At 63.3% G+C, this 21,052-nt stretch carries 19 protein-coding genes; 11 read left to right on the forward strand and 8 right to left on the reverse strand.

Annotated features, from left to right (window positions below; all coding sequences use genetic code 11):
• Positions 1-43: 43 nt before the first annotated feature.
• Complete coding sequence (locus tag RN347_RS00360) at positions 44-838, reverse strand: IclR family transcriptional regulator C-terminal domain-containing protein (RefSeq protein WP_263585603.1); 795 nt, start codon at positions 836-838, stop codon at positions 44-46.
• Positions 839-977: 139 nt separating this feature from the next.
• Here RN347_RS00360 and aroQ point away from each other — a divergent pair, with 139 nt between their 5' ends.
• Entirely contained in the window at positions 978-1,427 is a 450-nt protein-coding gene (gene aroQ / locus RN347_RS00365; protein WP_263585602.1) for a type II 3-dehydroquinate dehydratase, read from the forward strand.
• Here aroQ and RN347_RS00370 read toward each other — a convergent pair.
• The 6 genes from RN347_RS00370 to RN347_RS00395 form a co-directional block, all read right to left on the reverse strand.
• On the reverse strand, positions 1,424-2,374 hold the full coding sequence (locus RN347_RS00370) for an AEC family transporter (RefSeq protein WP_311959238.1): 951 nt from the start codon (positions 2,372-2,374) through the stop codon (positions 1,424-1,426). The genes aroQ and RN347_RS00370 overlap by 4 nt on opposite strands.
• An 84-nt stretch (positions 2,375-2,458) precedes the next feature.
• Positions 2,459-3,331: a shikimate dehydrogenase gene (locus RN347_RS00375; RefSeq protein WP_263585600.1), complete on the reverse strand. Its 873-nt coding sequence runs from the start codon at positions 3,329-3,331 to the stop codon at positions 2,459-2,461.
• Positions 3,328-5,214 carry a bifunctional sugar phosphate isomerase/epimerase/4-hydroxyphenylpyruvate dioxygenase family protein gene (locus tag RN347_RS00380; RefSeq protein ID WP_263585599.1) on the reverse strand — a complete coding sequence of 629 codons (1,887 nt, stop codon included), beginning with the start codon at positions 5,212-5,214 and terminating at the stop codon, positions 3,328-3,330. Before RN347_RS00380 ends, RN347_RS00375 begins: the two co-directional genes overlap by 4 nt.
• Positions 5,215-5,314: 100 nt before the next feature.
• Positions 5,315-6,580, reverse strand: coding sequence for a TRAP transporter large permease (locus tag RN347_RS00385; RefSeq protein ID WP_252108025.1), 1,266 nt, complete (start codon positions 6,578-6,580; stop codon positions 5,315-5,317).
• Positions 6,577-7,074, reverse strand: coding sequence for a TRAP transporter small permease (locus RN347_RS00390; protein WP_263585598.1), 498 nt, complete (start codon positions 7,072-7,074; stop codon positions 6,577-6,579). The genes RN347_RS00385 and RN347_RS00390 overlap by 4 nt, the downstream gene beginning before the upstream one ends.
• Before the next feature lie 83 nt (positions 7,075-7,157).
• Entirely contained in the window at positions 7,158-8,192 is a 1,035-nt protein-coding gene (locus tag RN347_RS00395) for a DctP family TRAP transporter solute-binding subunit (RefSeq protein WP_311959244.1), read from the reverse strand.
• A gap of 163 nt (positions 8,193-8,355) precedes the next feature.
• On the opposite strand from RN347_RS00395, the gene RN347_RS00400 reads away from it, so the two are divergent.
• The 7 genes from RN347_RS00400 (at position 8,356) to RN347_RS00430 (ending at position 16,251) form a co-directional block, all read left to right on the forward strand.
• The gene (locus RN347_RS00400) at positions 8,356-9,027 is read left to right on the forward strand and encodes a TetR/AcrR family transcriptional regulator (RefSeq protein WP_263585596.1); all 672 of its coding nucleotides are present in this window, start codon (positions 8,356-8,358) and stop codon (positions 9,025-9,027) included.
• Positions 9,028-9,189: 162 nt separating this feature from the next.
• Entirely contained in the window at positions 9,190-10,518 is a 1,329-nt protein-coding gene (locus RN347_RS00405; RefSeq protein ID WP_311959247.1) for an adenylosuccinate lyase family protein, read from the forward strand.
• Positions 10,519-10,743: 225 nt separating this feature from the next.
• The gene (locus RN347_RS00410; RefSeq protein WP_311959249.1) at positions 10,744-11,562 is read left to right on the forward strand and encodes a CoA-transferase; all 819 of its coding nucleotides are present in this window, start codon (positions 10,744-10,746) and stop codon (positions 11,560-11,562) included.
• A gap of 5 nt (positions 11,563-11,567) precedes the next feature.
• A complete protein-coding gene (locus RN347_RS00415; RefSeq protein WP_311960863.1) occupies positions 11,568-12,335 on the forward strand; it encodes a CoA-transferase subunit beta in 768 nt (255 codons plus the stop codon).
• A gap of 10 nt (positions 12,336-12,345) precedes the next feature.
• Positions 12,346-13,548 carry a 3-oxoadipyl-CoA thiolase gene (pcaF, locus tag RN347_RS00420; protein ID WP_311959251.1) on the forward strand — a complete coding sequence of 401 codons (1,203 nt, stop codon included), beginning with the start codon at positions 12,346-12,348 and terminating at the stop codon, positions 13,546-13,548.
• Positions 13,549-13,559: 11 nt separating this feature from the next.
• Positions 13,560-14,729 carry an alpha/beta fold hydrolase gene (locus RN347_RS00425; RefSeq protein WP_311959253.1) on the forward strand — a complete coding sequence of 390 codons (1,170 nt, stop codon included), beginning with the start codon at positions 13,560-13,562 and terminating at the stop codon, positions 14,727-14,729.
• A 70-nt stretch (positions 14,730-14,799) separates the two neighbouring features.
• Complete coding sequence (locus RN347_RS00430) at positions 14,800-16,251, forward strand: aldehyde dehydrogenase (protein ID WP_263585590.1); 1,452 nt, start codon at positions 14,800-14,802, stop codon at positions 16,249-16,251.
• Between the two features lie 84 nt (positions 16,252-16,335).
• Here the strand turns inward: RN347_RS00430 and RN347_RS00435 are convergent, their stop codons facing one another.
• Positions 16,336-17,235, reverse strand: coding sequence for a LysR family transcriptional regulator (locus RN347_RS00435; RefSeq protein WP_311959256.1), 900 nt, complete (start codon positions 17,233-17,235; stop codon positions 16,336-16,338).
• 102 nt (positions 17,236-17,337) lie between these two features.
• Between RN347_RS00435 and mdlC the strand changes: the two genes are divergently transcribed.
• The 3 genes from mdlC to pcaQ all read left to right on the forward strand — a co-directional run bounded on the left by mdlC (position 17,338) and on the right by pcaQ (position 21,014).
• Positions 17,338-18,918 (forward strand): benzoylformate decarboxylase, encoded by a 1,581-nt coding sequence (gene mdlC, locus RN347_RS00440; RefSeq protein WP_311959258.1) that lies wholly within the window; start codon positions 17,338-17,340, stop codon positions 18,916-18,918.
• Between the two features lie 75 nt (positions 18,919-18,993).
• The gene (locus RN347_RS00445; protein WP_311959261.1) at positions 18,994-20,010 is read left to right on the forward strand and encodes a TRAP transporter substrate-binding protein; all 1,017 of its coding nucleotides are present in this window, start codon (positions 18,994-18,996) and stop codon (positions 20,008-20,010) included.
• Positions 20,011-20,075: 65 nt separating this feature from the next.
• Positions 20,076-21,014, forward strand: coding sequence for a pca operon transcription factor PcaQ (gene pcaQ, locus RN347_RS00450; RefSeq protein WP_311959263.1), 939 nt, complete (start codon positions 20,076-20,078; stop codon positions 21,012-21,014).
• The last annotated feature ends 38 nt before the right edge of the window (positions 21,015-21,052 follow it).

The raw sequence follows: 21,052 nt of genomic DNA on the forward strand, positions 1-21,052 counted from the left end.
TGGCCAAAACGTAATGGGGTAAAAGCGGTCGGCATGGGGAGGCTTAACTCGCGATAGAGGCGCGTATCTGCGCGGCTTTATCCTGCAACAGCGGCAGATAATCTCCGAGCAGCGTATCCATATCGATGCGCGCCGCGTTGGTGCTGATATTGATCGCACCGAGCAGGTGGCCACTTGCGTTGAAGGCGGGCACCGCCAGCGAGCGCAGCCCGGAATCCAACTCCTGGTCGGCGATGGCATAGCCCTGCTTACGAACGGTGTCGATGCGCTGCCTGAGCGCGTGTTTATCCACAACGGTCTTGTCGGTGTGGCGCGTAAGGGCAATGCGCTCGAGATACGCGTCGAGCGCCGGCTCATCAAGCTGCGCCAGCAGCACGTGGCCCATCGACGTATAAGCGGCGGGCAGGCGGGTGCCCACGGAGAGCGTGATCGCCATGAGACGATGCGGGGCAGCGGAGCGTGCCACGTAGATCACCTCGTCGCCGTCAAGCTGAGCCAGCGACGAGGACTCGCCGGTCTGCGCGGTGATATCTTCCAGGAACTGCTGGATGACGCTACGATAATTGTTCGCGGACAGAAACGCATAGCCCAGCTGCAGCACCTTCGGCGCCAGCTCGAAATAGCGCTGATGCTTTCGCACGTAGCCCAGCGCGTGCAGCGTGAGTAGAAAGCGGCGCGCCTTGGCGCGGTTCATACCGGTACGCGCGGCGACCTCGCTTAGCGTCATGCGCGAATGGACGTCGTCGAAGGCGAGAATGACGTCCAGTCCGCTGGAGAGGGCGGAGACGAAATCACGGCTATCCGGCGTGAGCGTATCTTCCTGTAAAGCGTCTTTCATAATGAATCATTGACCGATAGGCGCGCAGTTGAAACCCTGAATCTAACACGATGTTCGAATAGCGAACAATTATTCGTTCGCCTTGGGCGCTGTCCTCGCCGACAATATCGTTCTGTGTTACTTACGAGGAGCCCTTTTAATGAAACAGAAAAAAATCACCGTGCTACACGGGCCGAACCTCAATCTTCTGGGCACCCGCCAGCCCGAGATCTACGGGGCCGACACCCTGGAGGACGTGAACAACCGGCTGCGCGAAGCGGCGTTGCTGGCCGGCTGGGAGGTCGTCTGCTTTCAAAGTAACCACGAAGGCGCCTTGATTGATGCGATTCACGCCGCCCGCCAGGACGGAACGCACGCGATCATCATCAACCCGGCGGCCTATACGCACACCTCCGTGGCGATACTCGATGCGCTCAACGCCTTCGAGGGCACGGTGTTCGAGGTACACATCTCCAACGTGCACCAGCGCGAAAGCTTTCGCCACCACTCCTACGTCTCGCTGCGCGCCGATGGCGTCATCGCCGGGCTCGGCACGTACGGGTACCGGGCCGCGCTCGATGCCATCATCAAAAGCGATGGCGCCTCTTAAAGCGCCAGCGACGGGGTATGCAGCAGTAGCGCGATGATCAGGCTTAGCGTGACAAACGATGCCACCGTCGCGGTCAGCATGGCCGCCGCGCTCATATCGCCCACACCAAAACGCTGGCCGAACAGTGGATAGATGCTGATCATCGGCGCCGAGGCGAATAAAACGGCGCCGACGATGTACACCGGGTCGATGCCGGGTATCACCCAAAAGGCCGCGAGCACCGCCAGCGGGTGGATCAGCAGCTTGCCGATCACGATCAGGCTGACGTGCCGGGTCTGCCCCTTGAACCGCAACCCGAACAGCGCGCCCCCGATCACAAACAGCGCTGCCGGCCCCGCTGCTTCAGCCAGCATGTCGATCGCCTTGGCCAGCGGCGCCGGCAGCAAAAGGCCGGAGCCTGCAAAGCCCAATGCGATCGCAAGCCCGACCAGTACCGGATTTTTGACCAGATTGAGTGCGGTTTTCTTGAGCGTCGTGCCCAGCCGCCCGCTGCGTTGGCTCGCCATCTCCGCCAGAACGAGCGCGGCGGGAATGATCAGCAGGTTCTCGACCATCATGTTCAGCGCCAACAGCACCGCCGCCGGCGAGCCGATGACCATCGCCGCTACCGGGTAGCCGATGAAACCGCTGTTGGCCGCCGCCATACCAAGCGCCTGCATGGCCCCAACCGCCAGGTTCTCGCGTTCGCGCCTCAAGCTGATCAGAAGCCCCAAACCGAACACCAGCGCCGACGCCAGCCCGTAAGCCACCAGGTAGTTGAGCTGAAGAATCTCGCCCAGCGGCTGCTGATTGAAAGCGCGTATCACCAGCGCCGGCAGCGCCAGGTAGAGCACGAAAATACTCACGCCCTGCATTTGTTCAGCACTCATCAGCCGGCTACGTCTTGCGACATAGCCGGCACCGATCAATAAAAAGATAGGCGTTGTGATCGCAAGAATGGCGAGCATGGAGATCCTTTTCGGCACGTGAAGCACATGATCGTTTCACCCGTTGCCGGGCGTATCCAGCTCATTATGTGACCAAAATACGTCTTAAGAAGATGGCGGCGACGTCACCAGTCGGTCGATATAGTGCTGGCGCAGCGAAATGACGTGCGCATCGATTCGATCAGCGCTCAGCCGATCTGCGGTAAAAAAGCGAAACGCATCCACGCCCTGAAAGACGAACAGCTCGACCCCGGAAAGGACGTCGGCGCCTGCTTGAGTGGCGGCGTTTAAAAATTCGGTATGCGCGGGCACGTATACGGCGTCGAACACCCAATGGCGCTTGCTGAGTCCGGCGGTGTCGATGGGGCAGCCCGGGTGATGAAGGTGGCCGATCGGCGAGCAATTGACCACGCCTTGCCAGTTCGCCAGCTTGCGCTCGGCCTGCTCCCGGGCAACGCAGTCGGCGGTGATGCCCATGGCGTTGAGATCCTGGGCCAGGCGCTCACCGCGGTCGGCGTCGCGCTCCATGATATGAACGCAGGTGGCACCCACCTCGCCCAGCGCGCAGGCCACCGCGCGGCCTACGCCGCCGGCGCCGATCAAGAGCACCTCACCGGCAGGGCGCTCGCCAAATGAGTGGCGGTAAGCGCTGATGAAGCCGGTGTAGTCGGTGTTTTCCGCGCGTAGCCCGCCTGCCTCGAACAGCAACGTGTTGGCGGTGCCGACGCGCTTGACGCCTTCACCGCAAATATCGGCAAGCTGTGCGGCGCGCTCCTTGAACGGGAAGGTGACGTTGGTGCCGCGATATCCTTCGCGGCGCAGTGTGTCTATGGCGTCCGGAAAGTCGAAGTCCTCGACGCCGCGGCTATCCACCAGGTCGTACCGGACGGTTTCGTTCAGCGCGGCGCCAAGGCGGACGTGCAGGTCGGGCGACTGGGACTGGGCGATGCCCTCTCCTACCAAACCGAGCTTGATCATGCGGGCGTCTCTTTCGTGTCGTCAGAAGGTGTTCGTGGGGCAATGGCGTCGATCTCTGCTTCCAGGCGCTGCTGGGCGGTCACGCGGATAAAGGCATTGGGCGCCCCCAGGCCTTGGTAGCCCTCGCGCTGCACCAGCTCGAAGAAGAACGCCTTATGCGCCGGCCGGGTATAGAGCTGGTGGAAGTCGCCGCCGCTGTCCTGGTCGAACAGCACGTCATGGTCCTGCATCCATTGAAGGGTTTGGGCGCTCAGGTCGAAACGCGCGCTCAGATCGCGGTAGTAGTTACCCGGAATGGGCAGCGTCGGGGCGTTGGCCTGGCTGAGCGCGGTGCCGGTTTCGCGTATCGAGCGGGTACGCAGCGCCACATGATGGACGCCGGAGCCGCCGTACTGGCGCACGAAGCGGTTGCTGGCGGTATCCGGCGAGGCGCTGGCGTTGAGCGCCAAACGAAACCGCCCGTTATGGTTTTGCAGCACCTGACTCTGGATGAGCCCGCGCGGGTCGGTCACGTCGAATGACGGTGTGATCTCAAGTGCAAAGATGGCGCGGTACTGAAGCATCAGCGACAGGTAGTCGTGATAGGAGAGCGCCACGCTGATGTGGTCGATATCGACCAGCGCACTTTGCGGAATCGGTTTTACATCGACGGTAAACTCGCGATCCCAGGTGCGGCTGAGCTGGGAGTCGTCGATGATGTAGGAGAGGCTGCCATCGACGTTGCGCAGCGCGCTCATTCGGTGGCTCGAGCCGACGTCCTCGGGCTCGACGATATCGTAGCCCAGCTTGTCGGCGCGCTTGAACGCCTCGTAAGCGTTGTCCACCTTCAGTCCGATGGCGGTGATCGCGGTGGCGTCGCGTCCGGGCACCCGGCCGGTGAAATTCGACTCGGTGTTGAGTACCAGGTTCACGTCCCCCGCGGCCCAGCGTTCAGCGTTCAGTGTATGGTGGCGCCCTACGCAGGCGAGCCCCATCGCGGTGAGCTCGTCACGCAGCGGGTCCAGGTCCCCGGGCTCGACGGCGATCTCCAGAAACGCCACCGACTCAACCGGCTGAGGGGCGGGAATACCGCTGCCATTCTGCATGCTGCGTAAAAGGTGATAGGAGCGAAGCCCGTCGCGGGCGGTCTGGTCGCTGTGGCCCATGCGAAAGACATCGTTGAAGATCTCGTGGGAGAGCGGGCCGTCGTAGCGAGTCTCCTGGAGCATTTCCATGAACGCATCCATCTGCAGCTCCCCCTGGCCCGGAAAGCAGCGATAGTGACGGCTCCAGGAGAGGTGATCCATGGAGAGCCTGGGCGCATCGGCGGTCTGCACGAGAAAGATGTTGTCGCCCGGAATACGACCGATGGTGCCAAGCTCGGTCTGGCGCGAGAAGATGTGGAAGGTGTCCAGCACCAGCCCCACGTTTGGGTGGGCGGCGCGGCGCACCACTTCCCAGCTATCGCGATAATCATGAATGTGCCGGCCCCAGGCCAGCGCCTCGAAGGCGACGCGCAGCTGGCGCCTGGCGGCGCGCTCGCCAAGCTCACGGTAGTCGTCGGCGGCCCGGCTCAGCCCCGGCAGTGAATCCGCGCGGGTGGTACTACAGGCCATCAGCAGATCGGTGCCCAGCTCCTGCATCAGGTCGAACTTGTGCTCGGCGCGATCGAACGCCTGCTGCCGGGCACGGCCCTCGAGGCCCTCGAAATCGCGAAACGGCTGGAGCGTGACCAGCCTGAGTCCGCGCGAGCGGATCAGCTCGCCGGCCTCCCGGGGGGAGCCGGTGAAGGCGGTCAGGTCGTTCTCGAAGAGTTCGAGGCCCTCGAAGCCGGCTTCGGCGATGGCGTCGACCTTCTCTTCGAGCGAGCCGCTCAGGCACACCGTGGCGATGGACGAATACATGACAACACGCTCCTTGCAGTCGGAAAAACAGCCGTCGAACACTCGGTGGCTAAAACCCAGTCGTTAAAACCTGGTCGCTGGAACCCCGGCCGCTCATGGATCAATAGCCAAAGAGTCTTGGCAGGAAAGTGACCAGCGTCGGCACGAAGGTGATCAGCAGCAGAATCAAAAACTGGACGAGCAGCATCGGCAGAATGCGCCGGATGATCGCGCCCATGCCGACGCCGGAAACCGAATCGGCGACGAATAGGCAAAGCCCCATGGGCGGCGTGATCAGCCCCATCATCAGGTTGAAGATCACCACGATGCCAAAGTGCAGCGGGTCGATCCCCAGCGCCATGGCGATCGGGTGAAGGATGGGCACCAGCACCAGAATCGCGGCGATTCCTTCCAGGAACAGCCCGACGACCAGCAGCAGCGCAATGACCGCGAGCAGGAAGGTCCACTGGGTATCGATGCTCATCAGCGCCCACTCGGTGAGCATATTGGGAACCCGCTCGAACGTCAGCACCCAGTTGGCGGCAGCGACGGCTCCCATGATCACCATGATCACGGCGCTGTCGCGCATGGCGCGGGCGAAAATCGCCGGCAGGTGCGTGAGCTTGATGTTGCGATACAGCACCACCCCCAGAATCAGCGCGTAGACCACGGCAAAGGCCGCGGCCTCGGTTGGGGTGACGATACCCGCCAGAATCGCGCCGACTACGAACACCGGCATCAGCGCCGGCAGCAGGCCGTGCAGCAGGGCGTGGCGGCGAGACTGCTGTTGCGTCTTCGAGGCGCCAAGGTCACCGGCAAAGAAGTAGACGTAGATCGAGAGCCCGAGTGCCAGCAAAAAGCCAGGCACGATGCCGGCCAGAAAGAGCCCGGGTACCGAGACGCCGGAGACCGTCAGCGCGTAGATGATGACCGGAATGCTCGGTGGAATGATCGGGCCGATGACCGAGGAGGCCGCGGTGAGCGCGGCGGCAAAATCCCGCGGGTAACCCTCTTTCTCCATCGATGGAATGAAGACCCGCCCGAGCGCGGAGGTATCGGCGATCGCCGAGCCGGAGAGCCCGGCAAAGATCACCGAGGCCCAGATATTGACGTGGGCAAGCCCGGCCTTGAGCCGGCCGACGATAGCACTGGCCAGGTTGATGATGCGGTGGGTGATGCCCGCCTCGTTCATCAACTCACCGGCCAGGATGAACAGCGGAATCGCCAGCAGCGGAAAGGACTCCATGCCGCCGAAGAACTGCTGCGACACGATACGAATGTGATAGGGCAGATCGCCGGTGCTCATCAGTACCGTTAGCGTGCCCAGAATGGCGAAGGCGAACGGTACACCGATCAGCACCAGCGCCAACAGCAGAACGAAAATCATGGCGCCACCTCCTGGTCGGCGGGCGTGGTTAATCTCAGTGCGCCCATGATCAGGGCTGACAGGCTCAAGAGCCCGCCGCCGAGCAGCATCGAGGCTTGGTACAGCCACATCGGCATGCCGGTACTCGCCGAGGTGCGACTTCCCCTGGCGTCGATGAACTCGATGGCCGAGACCACCAGTGCGATGCCCACCGCCATCACCACCAGGTCGATCAAGATCGCCTGCCAGCGTAGCCAACGCGCCGGCAGCAACCGGCGAATGAGGTCGAAGCCGATGTGCTTGTCCTGTAGATACGCCCACGCCATACCAAACATCAGCCCGTAGATCATCAGGTAGATGGCGGTATCTTCGCCCCAGCTGATGGAGCCGCCGTAGGTGTAGCGGGCGAAGGCGTTACCCGCCACCAGGAAAAAGATCAAAATCATGGCAAGGCCGGCCAAGCCGGCGTTGAACAGGATCAGGCCACGTTGCAGCCGGGCGAGAAGAGACGACATGAGAGCACCTTCGGGCGGTAGTCAGGCACACGAAACGACGAGCGGACCGCACCGGCCCGCTCGCAAAGCGTTGTTCGACAGGGTTAAAAGCGTGCGGAAGCCTCTTCCACGGCGGAAGAGAGACGATCGATCCACGCGGCGTCATCGCCCAGCTCCTCGCTCAGGTACGCCTGCACCGGCGGCTGCGCTGCTTCGCGGAAGGCTTCGAGCTCTTCGGCGGTGGGCTGGGTAACTTCCATGCCTTCTTCTTGCAGCTTGGCGATGCCCTCGGCAGAGTTGAACTGCTGGATGACGCGACCGGTGTTGCCCGCCACCACGGCGGCGCGTTTCACCGCGGCCTGCTCTTCCTCGGTCAGCGACTGGAAGATTTCGTCGTTGATCAACAGGTGATCGACGCCGTAGACGTGGCCGTCCAGGGTCAGGTAGTCCTGGAACTCGTAGAAGTTGTTGCCGTAGATCACCGAAATCGGATTTTCCTGACCGTCGACCACGCCGGTGGCCAGCGCCGTCGGCACTTCGCCCCAGGCGATGCCCTGAGGTTCGGCACCCAGCGCGCTCACCATCTCGAGATACAGCGGAATGGTTTGCACACGGAATTTCAGACCCGCCATGTCCTCCGGCGAGTGGATCGCGCGCACCGAGTTGGTGAAGTGGCGAAAACCGGTTTCGCCGTAGGCCAGGGTGCGAAGGCCGGTTTGCTCCAGGCAGTGCTCGGCCAGCGCGTCGCCGAATTCGCCGTCCATGACCGACCACGCCACCGGAGCGGACGGGAAGGTGTAGGGAATGTCCGTCACGGCCACCGCCGGGCAGAAGTTGGCGTAGGCACCGGACACCATGGCAATACTGATGGTGCCGTCCTGGGCGCCTTCGATCAGTTCGGTTTCGCCACCAAGTGAGCCCGCCGGATAGAGCTCGACGGTCAGGTCCGTCTCGGCTTCCACCAGGTTTTTGAAGACTTGGCCGGCCGCGCCTTTCTTGGAGGTGGTCCAATCATCCGGGTCGACGTGGGCGAAGCGTAGCGTCTGAGCGCTCGCCTGGGCGGTGGCGGTCAGCACGGCGGTGGCGACGGCGGCGGTCAGCGCGCGTTTGAGAATGGTGTGGTTTAGGCGTGATGACATTGTTATTGTCCTCTATTTTAAGCGGTGAGCGGTCTCGAAAGCCGCATGACGTGACGTTTTCAAGGGTTTCGTAGTGTCTCCAAAAACAATGTACGAAATGGTACGTTCAGTCAATATGCGGCATACTAGACCAAAGGCTACCATCACAACAAAAGGCACTCTCATGGCACGTTCTGCAACCAACTCCGTATCTGCCAAGCCTCAGCGGCAGCGAAAAAACGATCCCGCATCGGTGCGCGCCGATATCATGGCGGTGGCGACACGTGAGTTTTCTGAAAAGGGGTTTTCCGGTGCACGCATCGACGAAATCGCCGACAAGACCCGTGCCTCCAAGCGAATGATCTATTACTACTTCACAGATAAGGAAACGCTTTATCTGCACACCCTGGAAGCGGCCTATCAAAAAGTTCGTCTTCAGGAGGCCGAACTCGACCTTGACCATTTACCCCCACTCGAGGCGCTAAGCCGGTTGGTACGATTCACCTTCAATCACCATACGAGAAATCCTGATTTCATTCGTCTGGTCATGATCGAGAACATTCATCACGGCCGGTTTCTGGCTCAGTCCGACCTCATTCAATCGCTTAACGCAGGAGTGATTGATGTGCTTTCGCGCGTCTATGGTCGTGGCGTGGAGGCGGGGTGTTTTCGTGCCGGTCTGGACCCGCGCGAGCTGCATTGGCTGATTAGCGCGCTGTCCTTTTTCAATGTTTCCAACCAATACACGTTTTCGAAAATTTTTGATTGGCAGCAGGATTCGCCGGAAAACCAGAAGAAGCTCGAAGACCACGTCAACGACATGGTGTTGCGCTATGTGCGCCCGGGCGATGAGTAGCCTTGAAGCGTAGGGTAGCCCAGGGTCACTGATTGCAAACGCCCATGGCGCTCATTAACGTAAGGTTCGAATACCGAGCATATGCACAGGTATGCTCGGCTCCCGTCTCGAAGATCATCATCACTGTTTTGGGTAGCAACGCTCACTGGAGGCTTTTCCCTCATGCCCGCTGACTTTTTCAAGCACCCCTTCATGAGTCGCACGGCACTGGCTGCCTGCGACGAGAACGCCGTGGTGGACGCCATGCTGGCCTTCGAGCTGGCGCTGGCCGAGGTTCAGGAGCAGGGGGGTGCGCTTGCCGAGGGTACGAGCCGGCGCCTGCGCGAACAGCTTCAAGGCGCTACCTTCGATACCGCCGAGATCGCCCAGGGGATCGCCACCGGCGGCAACGTGGCCATTCCCTTCGTCAAGCAGGCACGAGCGCTGCTCGACGACGAGCTCAAGAGCGCCTGGCACAAGGGCGCCACCAGCCAGGACGTGGTCGATTCGGCGCTGATGCTGCTGTTAAAGCCCCGCTTGCACGCTCTGGACGCGTGGCTTCTGCGCTGCCGTTCGGCGGCCATCGACCTCATGCAGACCCATGCCGAGATCCCCATGGTTGGGCGCACCCTCATGCAGCAGGCGCTGCCGATCACCTTCGGCGTCAAGGTGGCCCACTGGGCGGTAGGGCTCGAGCAGGCGCGGCGGCGCTTGAGGGAAATCGAGCTGCCCATTCAGTTCGGCGGCGCGGTGGGTGTGCATTCCGGGTGGGACGCAGAGGGCCTTGCGTGGATGGACGCGCTGGCAACCCGGCTGGGCCTGGCTTCGCCGGTGCTGCCCTGGCATACCGACCGCTATCCGGTGCATACGCTCGTCACCGCGCTCGACGCCGTGGCCACTGCTACCGACAAGATCGCCCTGGATATTTCCCTGATGACCCAGACCGAAATCGGCGAGGTGGCCGAGCCCGCTGCGCCCGGCATGGGCGAATCCTCGTCGATGCCCCACAAGCGCAATCCGGTGCGCTGTGCGCTGATTCGCAGTGCCGCGCGCCAGGTCCATGGCCATACGAGCGTGGTAATCAACGCCGCTGCCCAGCCTCTCGAGCGGGGGCTGGGCGAATGGCACGCCGAATGGGCGCCGCTGACCGAGAGCGCGCTGCTGGTGGAGGGGGCGCTTGAGCAGGCGGCGACCCTGCTCGAGGGGCTGGAGGTTCACGCCGAGCGGATGCAGCGCAACCTGGCGGCCACCGGGGGCGGCATCATGGCGGAGCCGGTAGCGAAGCTGCTGGCACCGGCGCTGGGAACGGATAAAGCTAAATCCGTGAGCGCCGAGGCCGCGGAGCAGGCCCGCCTGAACGCGCGCCCCTACGCCGAGGTGTTGGCCGACTATCCCGAGGTCACCAACGCCGTATCCCGGCAGGCGCTGGAGAAAGCCTGCGATCCGGCTTTATACCTTGGTAGCAGTACGCGACAGGTCGAGCGCGCCAGACAGTGGCTTATCAATGTATAAGTAGTTGAATAAAAATATAATTCCCGCTGCTTTTCTTCTTGGCCAGTGTCGAGCTGGCGCTGTCGTCCCGGTCACAGGTTTGACGGTCATCGTGTAGCGCAGTAACTTGTTCGTATCAAGAATCTATGTTCGTTATGCGAACTTTGTTGTGCGGACAGTGTTTTGCAAACAGTGTTGTGCGAACAGTGTGTTCCGATGATCATCTCATCCTGAAGAGGCAGTCCTATGGCCGAATTTCTCAGCCTGCATGACGCGGTAGCGCGCTTCGTCGAAGACGGCGCTACCGTCGCCATGGAAGGCTTTACCCATCTCATCCCGTTCGCGGCGGGCCACGAAGTCATTCGTCAGCAAAAGCGCGACCTCACCCTGATTCGCATGACGCCGGACATCATCTATGACCAACTGATCGGCGCCGGCTGCGCAAAAAAAGTGATCTTCTCCTGGGGCGGTAACCCGGGCGTGGGCTCGCTGCACCGGCTGCGCGATGCGGTCGAGAAGGGCTGGCCGCACAAGGTCGAGATTCTCGAGCATAGCCACGCCGCCATGGCCTGCGCGTTCGAAGCCGGCGCGGCGGGCCTGCCGCTGGCGGTGCTGCGCGGCTATATCGGCAGCGAGTTGCCCAGCGTCAACGATCAGATCAAGTTCATCGAGTGCCCGTTCACCGGCGAGCGGCTGGCGGCGGTACCGTCGGTACGCCCGGATGTGTCGATCATTCACGCCCAGCGCGCGGACCGCCAGGGCAACGTGCTGGTCGAGGGCATCGTCGGCGTGCAGAAGGAAGCCGTGCTGGCGGCCAAACACAGCATCGTCACGGTCGAGGAGATCGTCCATGACCTCGATACCCACCCTAACGCCTGCGTGATTCCCGGCTGGGCGATCAGCGCCATTGCGGTCGCCGAGAAGGGGGCGCTGCCTTCCTATACCCACGGCTATTACGGGCGCAGCAACCGCTTCTACAAGGAGTGGGACGCTATCGCCCGTGACCGCGACACTTTCACCCAGTGGATCAAGGAAAACGTGCATCAAACAGGAGAAAACGCCTGATGAGTATCGAGTACACCTCTTCTGAAATGATGACGGTCACTGCGGCGCGCGCGCTTGAGAACGGCTCGACCTGCTTCGTGGGCATTGGCCTGCCATCGGAAGCCGCCAATCTGGCGCGCCTGACCCACGCCCCGGACGTGGTGCTGATTTATGAGTCCGGCACGCTGCAGACCAAACCCAACGTGCTGCCGCTCTCCATCGGCGATGGCGAGCTTGCCGAAACCGCGCTGACCACCGTCGCGGTGCCGGAGATGTTTCGCTACTGGCTGCAGGGCGGCAAGATCGACGTTGGCTTTCTGGGCACCGCCCAGATCGACAAGTACTGCAACCTCAACACCACGCTGATCGGCGACTACCGCGAGCCCAAGGTACGCCTGCCCGGCGGCGGCGGCGCCCCGGAAATCGCGACCAATGCCGGCGAAGTGTTCATTACGCTCAAGCACTCCAACCGTGCGTTCGTGGAGCAGGTCGATTTCGTCACCACACTCGGCTTTGGCCGGGACGGCAAGGGCCGCGATGACGTGCCCAACATCGGCAAGGGCCCGACCCGCGTGATTTCTGATCTGTGCGTGATGAAGCCCGACCCGGAGACCAAAGAGCTGGTGGTGGTGTCGCTGCACCCGGGTGTGACCCGCGAGCAGGTCCAGGAGGCCACCGGCTGGGAGATTCGCTTCGCCGAGCAGCTGGAAAGCACCCCGGAGCCCGACGAGAACGAGCTGACCATTCTGCGCGAGCTGAAAGCGCGCACCGATCGCGCCCACGCCGGCCAGTAAGGAGCCCCCCATGAGCGATGTCTATTTGTGTTACCCCCGCCGCACGGCGGTCGGCCGCTTTGGTGGGACGCTCGCCCCGGTACGCCCGGACGATATGGCCGCGACGATTTTCAAGGCGGTTCTTGCCGAGGCGCCACAGCTCGACCCGGCGGCCATCGAGGAAGTCTTCATGGGCTGCGCCAACCAGGCCGGCGAAGACAACCGCAACGTGGCGCGCATGGCGTCGCTTTTAGCGGGTATTCCCACCAGCGTGCCCGGCACCACCATGAACCGTCTGTGCGGTTCGGGCATGGACGCCGTGGGCACCGCGTTTCGCGCCATCAAGGCGGGCGAAATGGCGTTGGCACTTGCCGGCGGCGTGGAGTCGATGTCCCGGGCGCCCTATGTGATGGGCAAGGCCGACAGCGCCTACTCGCGCGGCCAAAAAATCGAGGACACCACCATCGGCTGGCGCTTCGTCAATCCGATCATGAAAAAGTCCTTCGGCATCGACTCCATGCCGGAGACCGCGGAAAACGTCGCCGAGCAGTTCAATATTTCGCGCGAGGACCAGGACGCCTTTGCGCTGCGCTCCCAGCAGAAGGCCGCCGCTGCGCAAAAGGCCGGGCGCTTTACGCGCGAGATCACCGCCATCGAGATTCCCCGCCGCAAGCAGGAACCGCTGGTGTTCGATACCGACGAGCATCCGCGGGAAACCACGCTGGAGAAGCTCGCGGGGCTCCCCACGCCGTTTCGTGACGGCGGCAGCGTCACCGCCGGCAATGCTTCTGGCGTCAACGACGGCGCCGCCGCCATGCTGGTGGCAAGCGAGGAGGCGGTGAAGCGTCACGGTCTTGAGCCGATGGCGAAGATCATCGGCATGGCCACCGCCGGGGTCGAGCCGTGCATCATGGGTTACGGCCCGGTGCCCGCGGTCAAAAAGCTTCTGGAGCGCACCGGCGTGTCGCTCGACGACATCGACGTGTTCGAGTTCAACGAAGCCTTCGCTGCTCAGGCGCTCGCCTGTATGCGCGATCTGGGGCTTGCGGATGACGACCCGCGGGTCAACCCCAACGGCGGCGCAATTGCGCTTGGCCACCCGCTCGGCATGTCCGGCGCGAGGCTGTTGCTCACCGCCGCCTTTGAGCTACAGCAAAGCGGCAAGCGCTACGCCCTGTGCACCATGTGTGTGGGTGTTGGCCAGGGTATCGCCACGCTGATCGAACGCGCCTGACGGAGGTTTTCATGGCATATCTGGAGTTCAACGGCCGCAGCGTCGCCTATCGGCTGCTCGGCGCCCAGACCAACCCGCTGGTGGTACTGGCGCATCCGCTGGGCATGAGTCAGGCGGTGTGGGACGACGTTCTTCCGGCGCTTCTGCCGCGCTACCGCGTGCTGACCTGGGATCTGCCCGGTCACGGCGCAAGCCAGGGCATGAGCGGCGAGCGCGTCACGCCGGCGGATCTCGCCAATGAGGCGCTGGCGCTGGTGGATCAGGCGGGAGACGCACACTTTCACTTCGTGGGCACGTCCATCGGCGGAGTGATCGGTCAGCAGTTGATCGAGGCGCACGGCGACCGGCTACTGTCGGCCACGCTCACCAATACCGGCGCGGTCATCGGCAATCCCGAGCTCTGGAACACCCGTGCCGCGCGGGTGCGTGATGAAGGGCTTGCGGCGATGGCCGAGGAGATCGTGCCACGCTGGTTCGGCCCCCGTGCGTTCGAGGCAAGCCCTGCGCTGAAAGCGGGGTGGTGCGTGCAGATGGGGCGCGGTGACGATGAGTCCTACGCTCAGCTCTGCGAAATGCTCGGCCGCGATACCTTCACCGGGAAGCTTTCCGGCAAGGGAGTGAAGGTTCAACTGCTTGGCGGTAGCGACGATCTGGCTACGCCGCCCGAGACGCTTCAGGGGCTGGCCTCCGAGCTCGACGGCGCGCCGCTCGAGGTGTTCGACAATGTTGGCCACGTGCCCTCCGTCGAGGCCCCGGCGCGCCTGGCGCAGACGCTTTTGAGCGTCATGGCGGCTGAACTTGGTGACGTGGCCAACCGGGGCGTGAGCTACGCCACGGGCCTGACCACGCGCAAGCAGGTGCTGGGCGAGGAGCACGTCGAGCGCTCCACCAAAAACGCCAACAGCCTGGACGCGCCTTTCCAGCAGATGATCACCCGCCTGGCCTGGGGTGAGCTCTGGAGCAACGAGGACCTGACCCGGCGCGAGCGCAGCCTGATCACCACCGGCATTTTGGCGGCGCTTGGCCGTGAAGAGCTGACGCTGCACTTGAAGACCGCCCAGCGCATCGGGTTATCCGAGGCCGAGCTTCGCCAGGTGCTGATGCACGTGGCGATCTACGCCGGTGTCCCTGCCGCCAACCACGCCTTTGCGCTGGCCAAGGAGCTGGGCTGGGGGGAATAATCGCCGGGATGACGACGTATCACCAATAACAATGCATGCACTCAGCGTGTGCTTTCACCGGAGCCATACCATGACCCCAGTTCAGCTATTCATCGATGGTCAATCGTGCCCCGCCTCAGAGGGCGCTACCTTCGATCGCTGTAATCCGCTTAGCGGTGACGCAGTGTCTCGGACAGCGGCGGCGTCGCCTGCCGACGCCAACCGCGCCGTGGAAGCGGCCGAGCGCGCGTTCCCGGCCTGGTCGCAAACGGGCCCGGGCGAGCGGCGCGCCAAACTCAACAAGGCCGCCGACCTGATGGAGGCGCGCCAGCAAGCGTTTATCGACGCCATGGTGGATGAAACCGGGGCGACGCCGGGCTGGGCCGGATTCAACGTGATGGTAGCGGCCAACGTACTGCGTGAGTCGGCGTCGTTGACGACGCAGATCCAGGGCGACGTGATTCCTTCCAACGTGCCGGGGAGCATGGCGATGGGCGTGCGCGTTCCCTGCGGCGTGGTGGTCGGCATCGCGCCCTGGAACGCGCCCATCATTCTCGGTACCCGGGCGCTGGCCGGGCCACTGGCCTGCGGTAACAGCGTCATCCTGAAAGCCTCGGAGATGTGCCCTAAAACCCACGCGCTGATTGGGGAGGTGCTACATGAGGCGGGCCTGGGTGACGGTGTGGTCAACGTCATCCACAACGACCCGACACAGGCGGCGGCCGTGGTCAGCACGCTGATCGAGCATCCAGCGGTGCGGCGCGTCAACTTTACCGGCTCTACCCACGTCGGGCGGATTATCGCCGAGCAGGCCGCCAGGCACTTGAAGCCCGTGCTGCTGGAGTTGGGGGGGAAAGCACCGTTTCTGGTGCTCGACGATGCGGACATCGATGCGGCGGTCGAGGCGGCGGCCTTTGGCGCCTTCTTCAATCAGGGCCAGATCTGCATGTCCACCGAGCGCCTGATCGTCGATGAGGCCGTGGCCGACGAGTTCGCAGAGAAGCTCGCGGCGAAGGCGAAGACCCTGCGTGCCGGCGACCCGCGCGAAGAGGGTAACGCCCTGGGCACGCTCATCGCGCCGGCCGCTGGCGACAAACTCAACGGGCTGATCGACGACGCCACTGGCAAGGGCGCGCGGCTCGCCTGTGGCGGCAAGGCGGAAGGTGTGGTCATGCAGCCGACGCTGCTCGATGGCGTGACCGCCGAAATGCGGCTGTACGCCGAGGAGTCCTTCGGCCCGTTGGTCGCGATGATGCGCGTCAAGGGTGAAGAGGAGGCCATCCGCATCGCCAACGACAGCGAGTACGGCCTATCCGGCGCGGTGTTTACGCGTGATAGCGCCCGCGGACTGCGCGTGGCCGGCCAGATCGTCACCGGCATCTGTCATATCAACGCGCCCACGGTACACGACGAGCCCCAGATGCCGTTTGGCGGCGTCAAAAACAGCGGCTACGGCCGGTTCGGTGGCAAGGCGGTAATCGAGGAGTTCACCGACCTGCGCTGGCTGACGCTTCAGACCGGCCCGCGCCACTATCCCATTTAAGGCCGGCGCCTTGGCCCGCCTTCAATCACGACCCCGAAAGCGGCGCCTGGTGCGCCGCTTTTTTGGGTCCGCACCGCGCCAAGGCTACGCTCGCTGCGCGGCAGTGACGGCGTCGGTCACGGTCGCGCAGAACCAGCGCTGGGACGCCGCGCTACGGGGTTGAGCGTGCCAGTGCAGCGCCACCTCGAAGCCTGGCACCGTGAAGGGCAGTTCGTGGACCTTGAGCCTGGCATCCGCGAAACGTGCGGCGATCTGCAGCGGCAGGATCGCGATGAGGTCGCTGCCCTGAAGGACCTGAGGGAGCACCGAGAAGTGCGAAAGCGATAGGCTCACCTTGCGTTCGATGCCGCGCTGCGTCAGCACCTCTTCGACCAGGCCGTGGCCCGATGAGGAAGCGATCGATACATGCCTGCCATGAATGAATCGCTCGAGGCTCAAGTCGTCGACTGCGCCGCCTTGCCGGTCGAGCAGGCAAACATAGCGGTCTTCAAGCAGCACGTGCTTGTCGATACCCGCGCCGCCGAGCGTCCGGCTACAGATCACCGCATTGACCTTCCCGGTCGTCAGCCACTCTCGCGCCTTGTCGATCTCCAGCGGTACGACCTCGAGCTCAGCCTGGGGCGCCTGAGCGTAGAAGGATTTCAAAATGGCAGGCAGCAATGACATTTCACCCAGGTCGGTCAGCGCCAGGCGAAAGCGGAGCTTACAGCGCTCGGGCGTAAAGTGACGGCTGCCGTCGATGGTGTCGCTGATCTGCCGCAAGGCCTCTTTCAGCGACGGATAGAGCTGGCGCGCCACCGTGGTGGGCTCCATTCCCCGGGCGGTGCGCACGAACAGCCGGTCGTCGAACAGCTCGCGGAGCCGATTCAAGGCGTAGCTGACCGACGGCTGGGTAACGTAAAGCTGCTCGGCGGTTTGGGTCACGCTGCCGGTTTCATACAGCATTACCAGGGTGCGTATCAGATTCAGATCGACCTGCGCCATTGCCTATAAACCTCATCTATTTTTATAAAAAATAATATTGATTTGATTGATTATAGGTGAGCCCGTTAGCGTGAATGAAACAAATTCAATCAGGAGCAGACGATGCCCAGCGTCCACGCGATTAGCTATGAACTCTTGCGCCGGCAGGGGATCACCAAAATCTTTGGTAATCCAGGATCCAACGAGCTGCCGTTTCTCAAGGGTATGCCGGCGGATTTCGAGTACATTCTGGGTCTGCACGAAGGCGTGGTGACCGGCATGGCGGACGGCTACGCGCTGGCAAGTGGCAAGCCTGCCTTCGTCAATTTGCACGCGGCCGCGGGGTCTGGCAACGCCATGGGAGCGCTGACCAACGCCTGGTACTCTCACTCGCCGCTGGTGCTCACCGCCGGGCAGCAGGCGCGTTCGATGATCGGCGTGGAGTCGATGCTCGCCAACGTCGACGCGCCGCAACTCCCCCGGCCACTGGTCAAGTGGAGCTATGAACCGGCCTGCGCGGAAGACACGCCTCGAGCGTTGAGCCAGGCGATTCACAGCGCGAACGCTCGGCCCCGGGGGCCGGTTTACGTCTCGATTCCCCACGACGACTGGCAGCGTGAGACCGGCGATGACGCCCGGCATCTGCTGGCGCGTGAGCTACATCAGGCCAGCGCACCGCAGGTAGCGCAGGTCGAGCAGTTGGCCCTGCGCCTTCAGTCAGCGAACAACCCGGTGTTGGTACTCGGCCCGGAGGTAGACGCCGAGCAGGCCAATGCCCTGGCCGTTGCGCTTGCCGAGCGTCTGAAAATGCCGGTGTGGGTGGCGCCGTCTGCGTCGCGCTGCCCGTTTCCCAATCGTCATCCCTGCTTTCGCGGCGTTCTGCCCGCGGCGATCGCCGGAATCACCGAGCAGCTCGAGGGTCATGATCTGGTCGTCGTCGTCGGCGCGCCGGTATTTCGCTATCACAAGTACGCGCCGGGGCATTACCTGCCGGATGGGGCCCGCCTGATACACGTTACCTCCGACGCGGACGAAGCCGCTCGGGCACCCATGGGCGAGGCATACGTAGGCAGTGTGCACGCGATGCTCGAGGCACTCTTGCCGCATTTGCAGCCCAGCGAGCGGCCAATGCCCGAGGCGCTGCCCGCGCCTGGCGGCGTTGCTGACGAAGAGAGCCGAATGGCGCCGGCCAACGTATTCGAGGCCGTGAACGCGCTGGCGCCAAAGGATGCCATCTACGTCAAGGAGGCCACCTCGACGGTAGAGATCTTCTGGGAGCGGGTCGAGATGCGCCATCCCGGCAGCTACTTCTTTCCCGCCGCCGGCGGGCTCGGGTTTGGTTTGCCGGCCGCGGTGGGGGGCCAGCTCGCCAGGCCCGAGCGTCAGGTGATCGCTCTGGTAGGGGATGGTTCTGCCAACTACGCCATTACGGCGCTCTGGAGCGCCGCGCAGTACCGCGTCCCGGTGATCTTCATCATCCTCAAAAACGGCACCTACGGCGCACTGCGCGGCTTTGCCAGGCACATGCAGGCGGAGGATGCGCCGGGGCTCGATGTACCCGATATCGACTTCTGCGCGCTGGCCAAAGGCTACGGCGTGGAGACCGTGTGCGCCAGCAATCGGGAGCGTCTGGAGGCCGCGCTGACGAAGGGCCTAGCCATGGATGCACCGTTACTGATCGAGGTGCCCACCCTGCAGACCTAGCGGCGGGCGCCGCCACGCTTTTGCGACACGCCGATCACGGCTATCGCCCTACAACGACAAAAAGAGGATGACCTCATGAAACGCGCCATCTCACAAGGCCTCATCGTAACGCTGGCCGCCACCGCGTCGCTTGCCGCTCACGCCGAGACACTGCGCCTGTCTCACTTCTGGCCGTCGGCCTCCGCCGTTCACAAGGAGATCTTCGAGGTCTGGGCCGACAGCGTCGAAGAAGCCTCCCAGGGGGAGCTCGACGTTCAGATATTTCCCTCGGGTACGCTGAGCAAGCCCGATCACGCCTACCAGGGTGCGGTCGATGGCATTTCCGACATCGCCGCCTCGCTTCAGGGTTACACGTCCGGGCGCTTTCCACTCTCCGAGATCGTGCAACTACCGGGCATCTCCAGTAGTGCCACTCAAGGCTCCTGTATTCTGCAAACGATGTTCGACGAGGGGCTGATCGACAGCGAGTACGAGGACGTCAAGGTGTTGTTTTTATTCACCACGGGCCCGGCGTATCTGCATACGCGCAGCACCGAGATTCAGTCGCCGTCGGATCTGGCGGGGCTGCGCATTCGCCGCCCAAGCGACGTCGCCGGCGAAATGCTCTCGAGTTTGGGCGCCGACCCGATCGGCATGCCGGCGCCGGATATCTACACCTCGCTTCAGCGCGGCGTGATGGATGGTTTGAGCTTCCCCTGGGAGGCGATGCGCGTGTTCGGGATCAATGAGCTGGTCGACTATCATCTGGAGGTACCCTACTACTCTGGTGCGGTCATGGCGGTGATGAATCGCGATGCGTTTGAGGCGCTCTCCGACGAGGCGCGCGCGGTGATCGACCAGCACAGCGGCATGGCGTGGTCGCAGGTGGCTGGCGAGGTGTATCACCGCCTGGACGCGGTGGGGCGCGATGAAGCGCTGGAACAGGGCGACACCATCCATACCGTCGAGGACCCTCTCAGTGACCCGGCGTGGGCGGGCCCGCTGGAGGAGGGCACCGAGCGCTATCTGACGCGGCTCGAGGAGCGCGGGCTGGACAACGCTCGCGAGGTTCATGAGCGCGCGCTGAGCCTGCGTGACGAGTGCGGCGAGTAACGCCACGGTTTTCATGCGCGCGTGAATCGGCGAAGGTAGTGCTTTCGTTTCGCGGATAGAGCGCCATGCTGAACGCCCGTATCAAACTGCGCCACCTGACGGCGTTTCTCGAAGTCGCCAAGCGGCGCAGTTTTGCTCGCGCCGCCGAGGCGCTTTCGATCAGCCAGCCAGGCATCTCCAAGGCGATTCGCGAGCTCGAAGAGATTCTCGAGACGCCGCTGTTCGAACGGGGGCCCCAGGGCGTATCGCTTAGCCAGGCGGGGCTGACACTACTGCGCCACGCCGGGCCCGCTCTGCGAGCGCTCGATGAAGGCGTGGGTGCCATTGGCGACGGTCATCGCGGTACGCGCTGGCTGCGGGTGGGAGCGCTCTCTACCGTCGAAAGCCGTTTGCTGCCGCTGGCGATCCAGCGCTTTCATGCCGCGCCACCGCTTGGCATCGGGGAGGTGTGCGTATCGGTCGTGACCGGGGCCAGCGCCTATCTGCTGTCGCGCCTGCGGTTGGGCGAGTTGGACATGGTGGTGGGCCGGATGACCGAGGCGCGGGAAATCGGCGATCTTTACTTCGAGCATCTCTACTACGAGCCACTGGTGATCGTTGCCCGCCGTGCTCATCCGTTGGCACGGGTGGCGCCGGTCGCCGCCGACCAACTCGTCGACTACCCCTGGGTGTTGCCGCCGCCCCAAACCACGCTGCGCCAGCAGGTGGACAGCTTCTGCGTGCGCCACGCCATCACGTTGCCGCCGCTGTTGCTTGAAACGCTGTCGCTGCCGGTCAGCCACCGCTATACGCTGGAAAGCGACGCGCTCTGGATCGCCCCGCGCGAGGCGGTGATCGGCGAGCTCGACAAGGGCGAACTCGTCGAGGTCGCGCTGCCTTTTGAGGCCCACGGCGGGTCGGTAGGGGTCTGCACCAACGCGAGCATGAAGGCCTCGATGAGCCGCGATGCGTTTTGCGAAACACTGCGTCAGGTCGCGGCACAGCGCATTCAACCAAGGTCTTAGTGCTCATAACCCATGGGTTATGAGCGGCCATGACTCTT

Source organism: Halomonas sp. PAMB 3264 (genome assembly GCF_031954245.1).
In the GTDB taxonomy this organism is placed as follows: domain Bacteria; phylum Pseudomonadota; class Gammaproteobacteria; order Pseudomonadales; family Halomonadaceae; genus Vreelandella.

Bases quoted from the DNA above. Each gene is read 5' to 3' on its own strand.
- aroQ (WP_263585602.1), top strand. From the start codon at position 978: ATGAAACAGAAAAAAATCACCGTGCTACACGGGCCGAACCTCAATCTT.
- RN347_RS00385 (WP_252108025.1), bottom strand. From the start codon at position 6,580: ATGATTTTCGTTCTGCTGTTGGCGCTGGTGCTGATCGGTGTACCGTTC.
- RN347_RS00405 (WP_311959247.1), top strand. From the start codon at position 9,190: ATGCCCGCTGACTTTTTCAAGCACCCCTTCATGAGTCGCACGGCACTG.
- RN347_RS00430 (WP_263585590.1), top strand. From the start codon at position 14,800: ATGACCCCAGTTCAGCTATTCATCGATGGTCAATCGTGCCCCGCCTCA.
- RN347_RS00400 (WP_263585596.1), top strand. From the start codon at position 8,356: ATGGCACGTTCTGCAACCAACTCCGTATCTGCCAAGCCTCAGCGGCAG.
- RN347_RS00395 (WP_311959244.1), bottom strand. From the start codon at position 8,192: ATGTCATCACGCCTAAACCACACCATTCTCAAACGCGCGCTGACCGCC.
- mdlC (WP_311959258.1), top strand. From the start codon at position 17,338: ATGCCCAGCGTCCACGCGATTAGCTATGAACTCTTGCGCCGGCAGGGG.
- RN347_RS00390 (WP_263585598.1), bottom strand. From the start codon at position 7,074: ATGTCGTCTCTTCTCGCCCGGCTGCAACGTGGCCTGATCCTGTTCAAC.
- pcaF (WP_311959251.1), top strand. From the start codon at position 12,346: ATGAGCGATGTCTATTTGTGTTACCCCCGCCGCACGGCGGTCGGCCGC.
- pcaQ (WP_311959263.1), top strand. From the start codon at position 20,076: ATGCTGAACGCCCGTATCAAACTGCGCCACCTGACGGCGTTTCTCGAA.
- RN347_RS00380 (WP_263585599.1), bottom strand. From the start codon at position 5,214: ATGTATTCGTCCATCGCCACGGTGTGCCTGAGCGGCTCGCTCGAAGAG.
- RN347_RS00410 (WP_311959249.1), top strand. From the start codon at position 10,744: ATGGCCGAATTTCTCAGCCTGCATGACGCGGTAGCGCGCTTCGTCGAA.
- RN347_RS00360 (WP_263585603.1), bottom strand. From the start codon at position 838: ATGAAAGACGCTTTACAGGAAGATACGCTCACGCCGGATAGCCGTGAT.
- RN347_RS00435 (WP_311959256.1), bottom strand. From the start codon at position 17,235: ATGGCGCAGGTCGATCTGAATCTGATACGCACCCTGGTAATGCTGTAT.
- RN347_RS00370 (WP_311959238.1), bottom strand. From the start codon at position 2,374: ATGCTCGCCATTCTTGCGATCACAACGCCTATCTTTTTATTGATCGGT.
- RN347_RS00375 (WP_263585600.1), bottom strand. From the start codon at position 3,331: ATGATCAAGCTCGGTTTGGTAGGAGAGGGCATCGCCCAGTCCCAGTCG.
- RN347_RS00425 (WP_311959253.1), top strand. From the start codon at position 13,560: ATGGCATATCTGGAGTTCAACGGCCGCAGCGTCGCCTATCGGCTGCTC.
- RN347_RS00445 (WP_311959261.1), top strand. From the start codon at position 18,994: ATGAAACGCGCCATCTCACAAGGCCTCATCGTAACGCTGGCCGCCACC.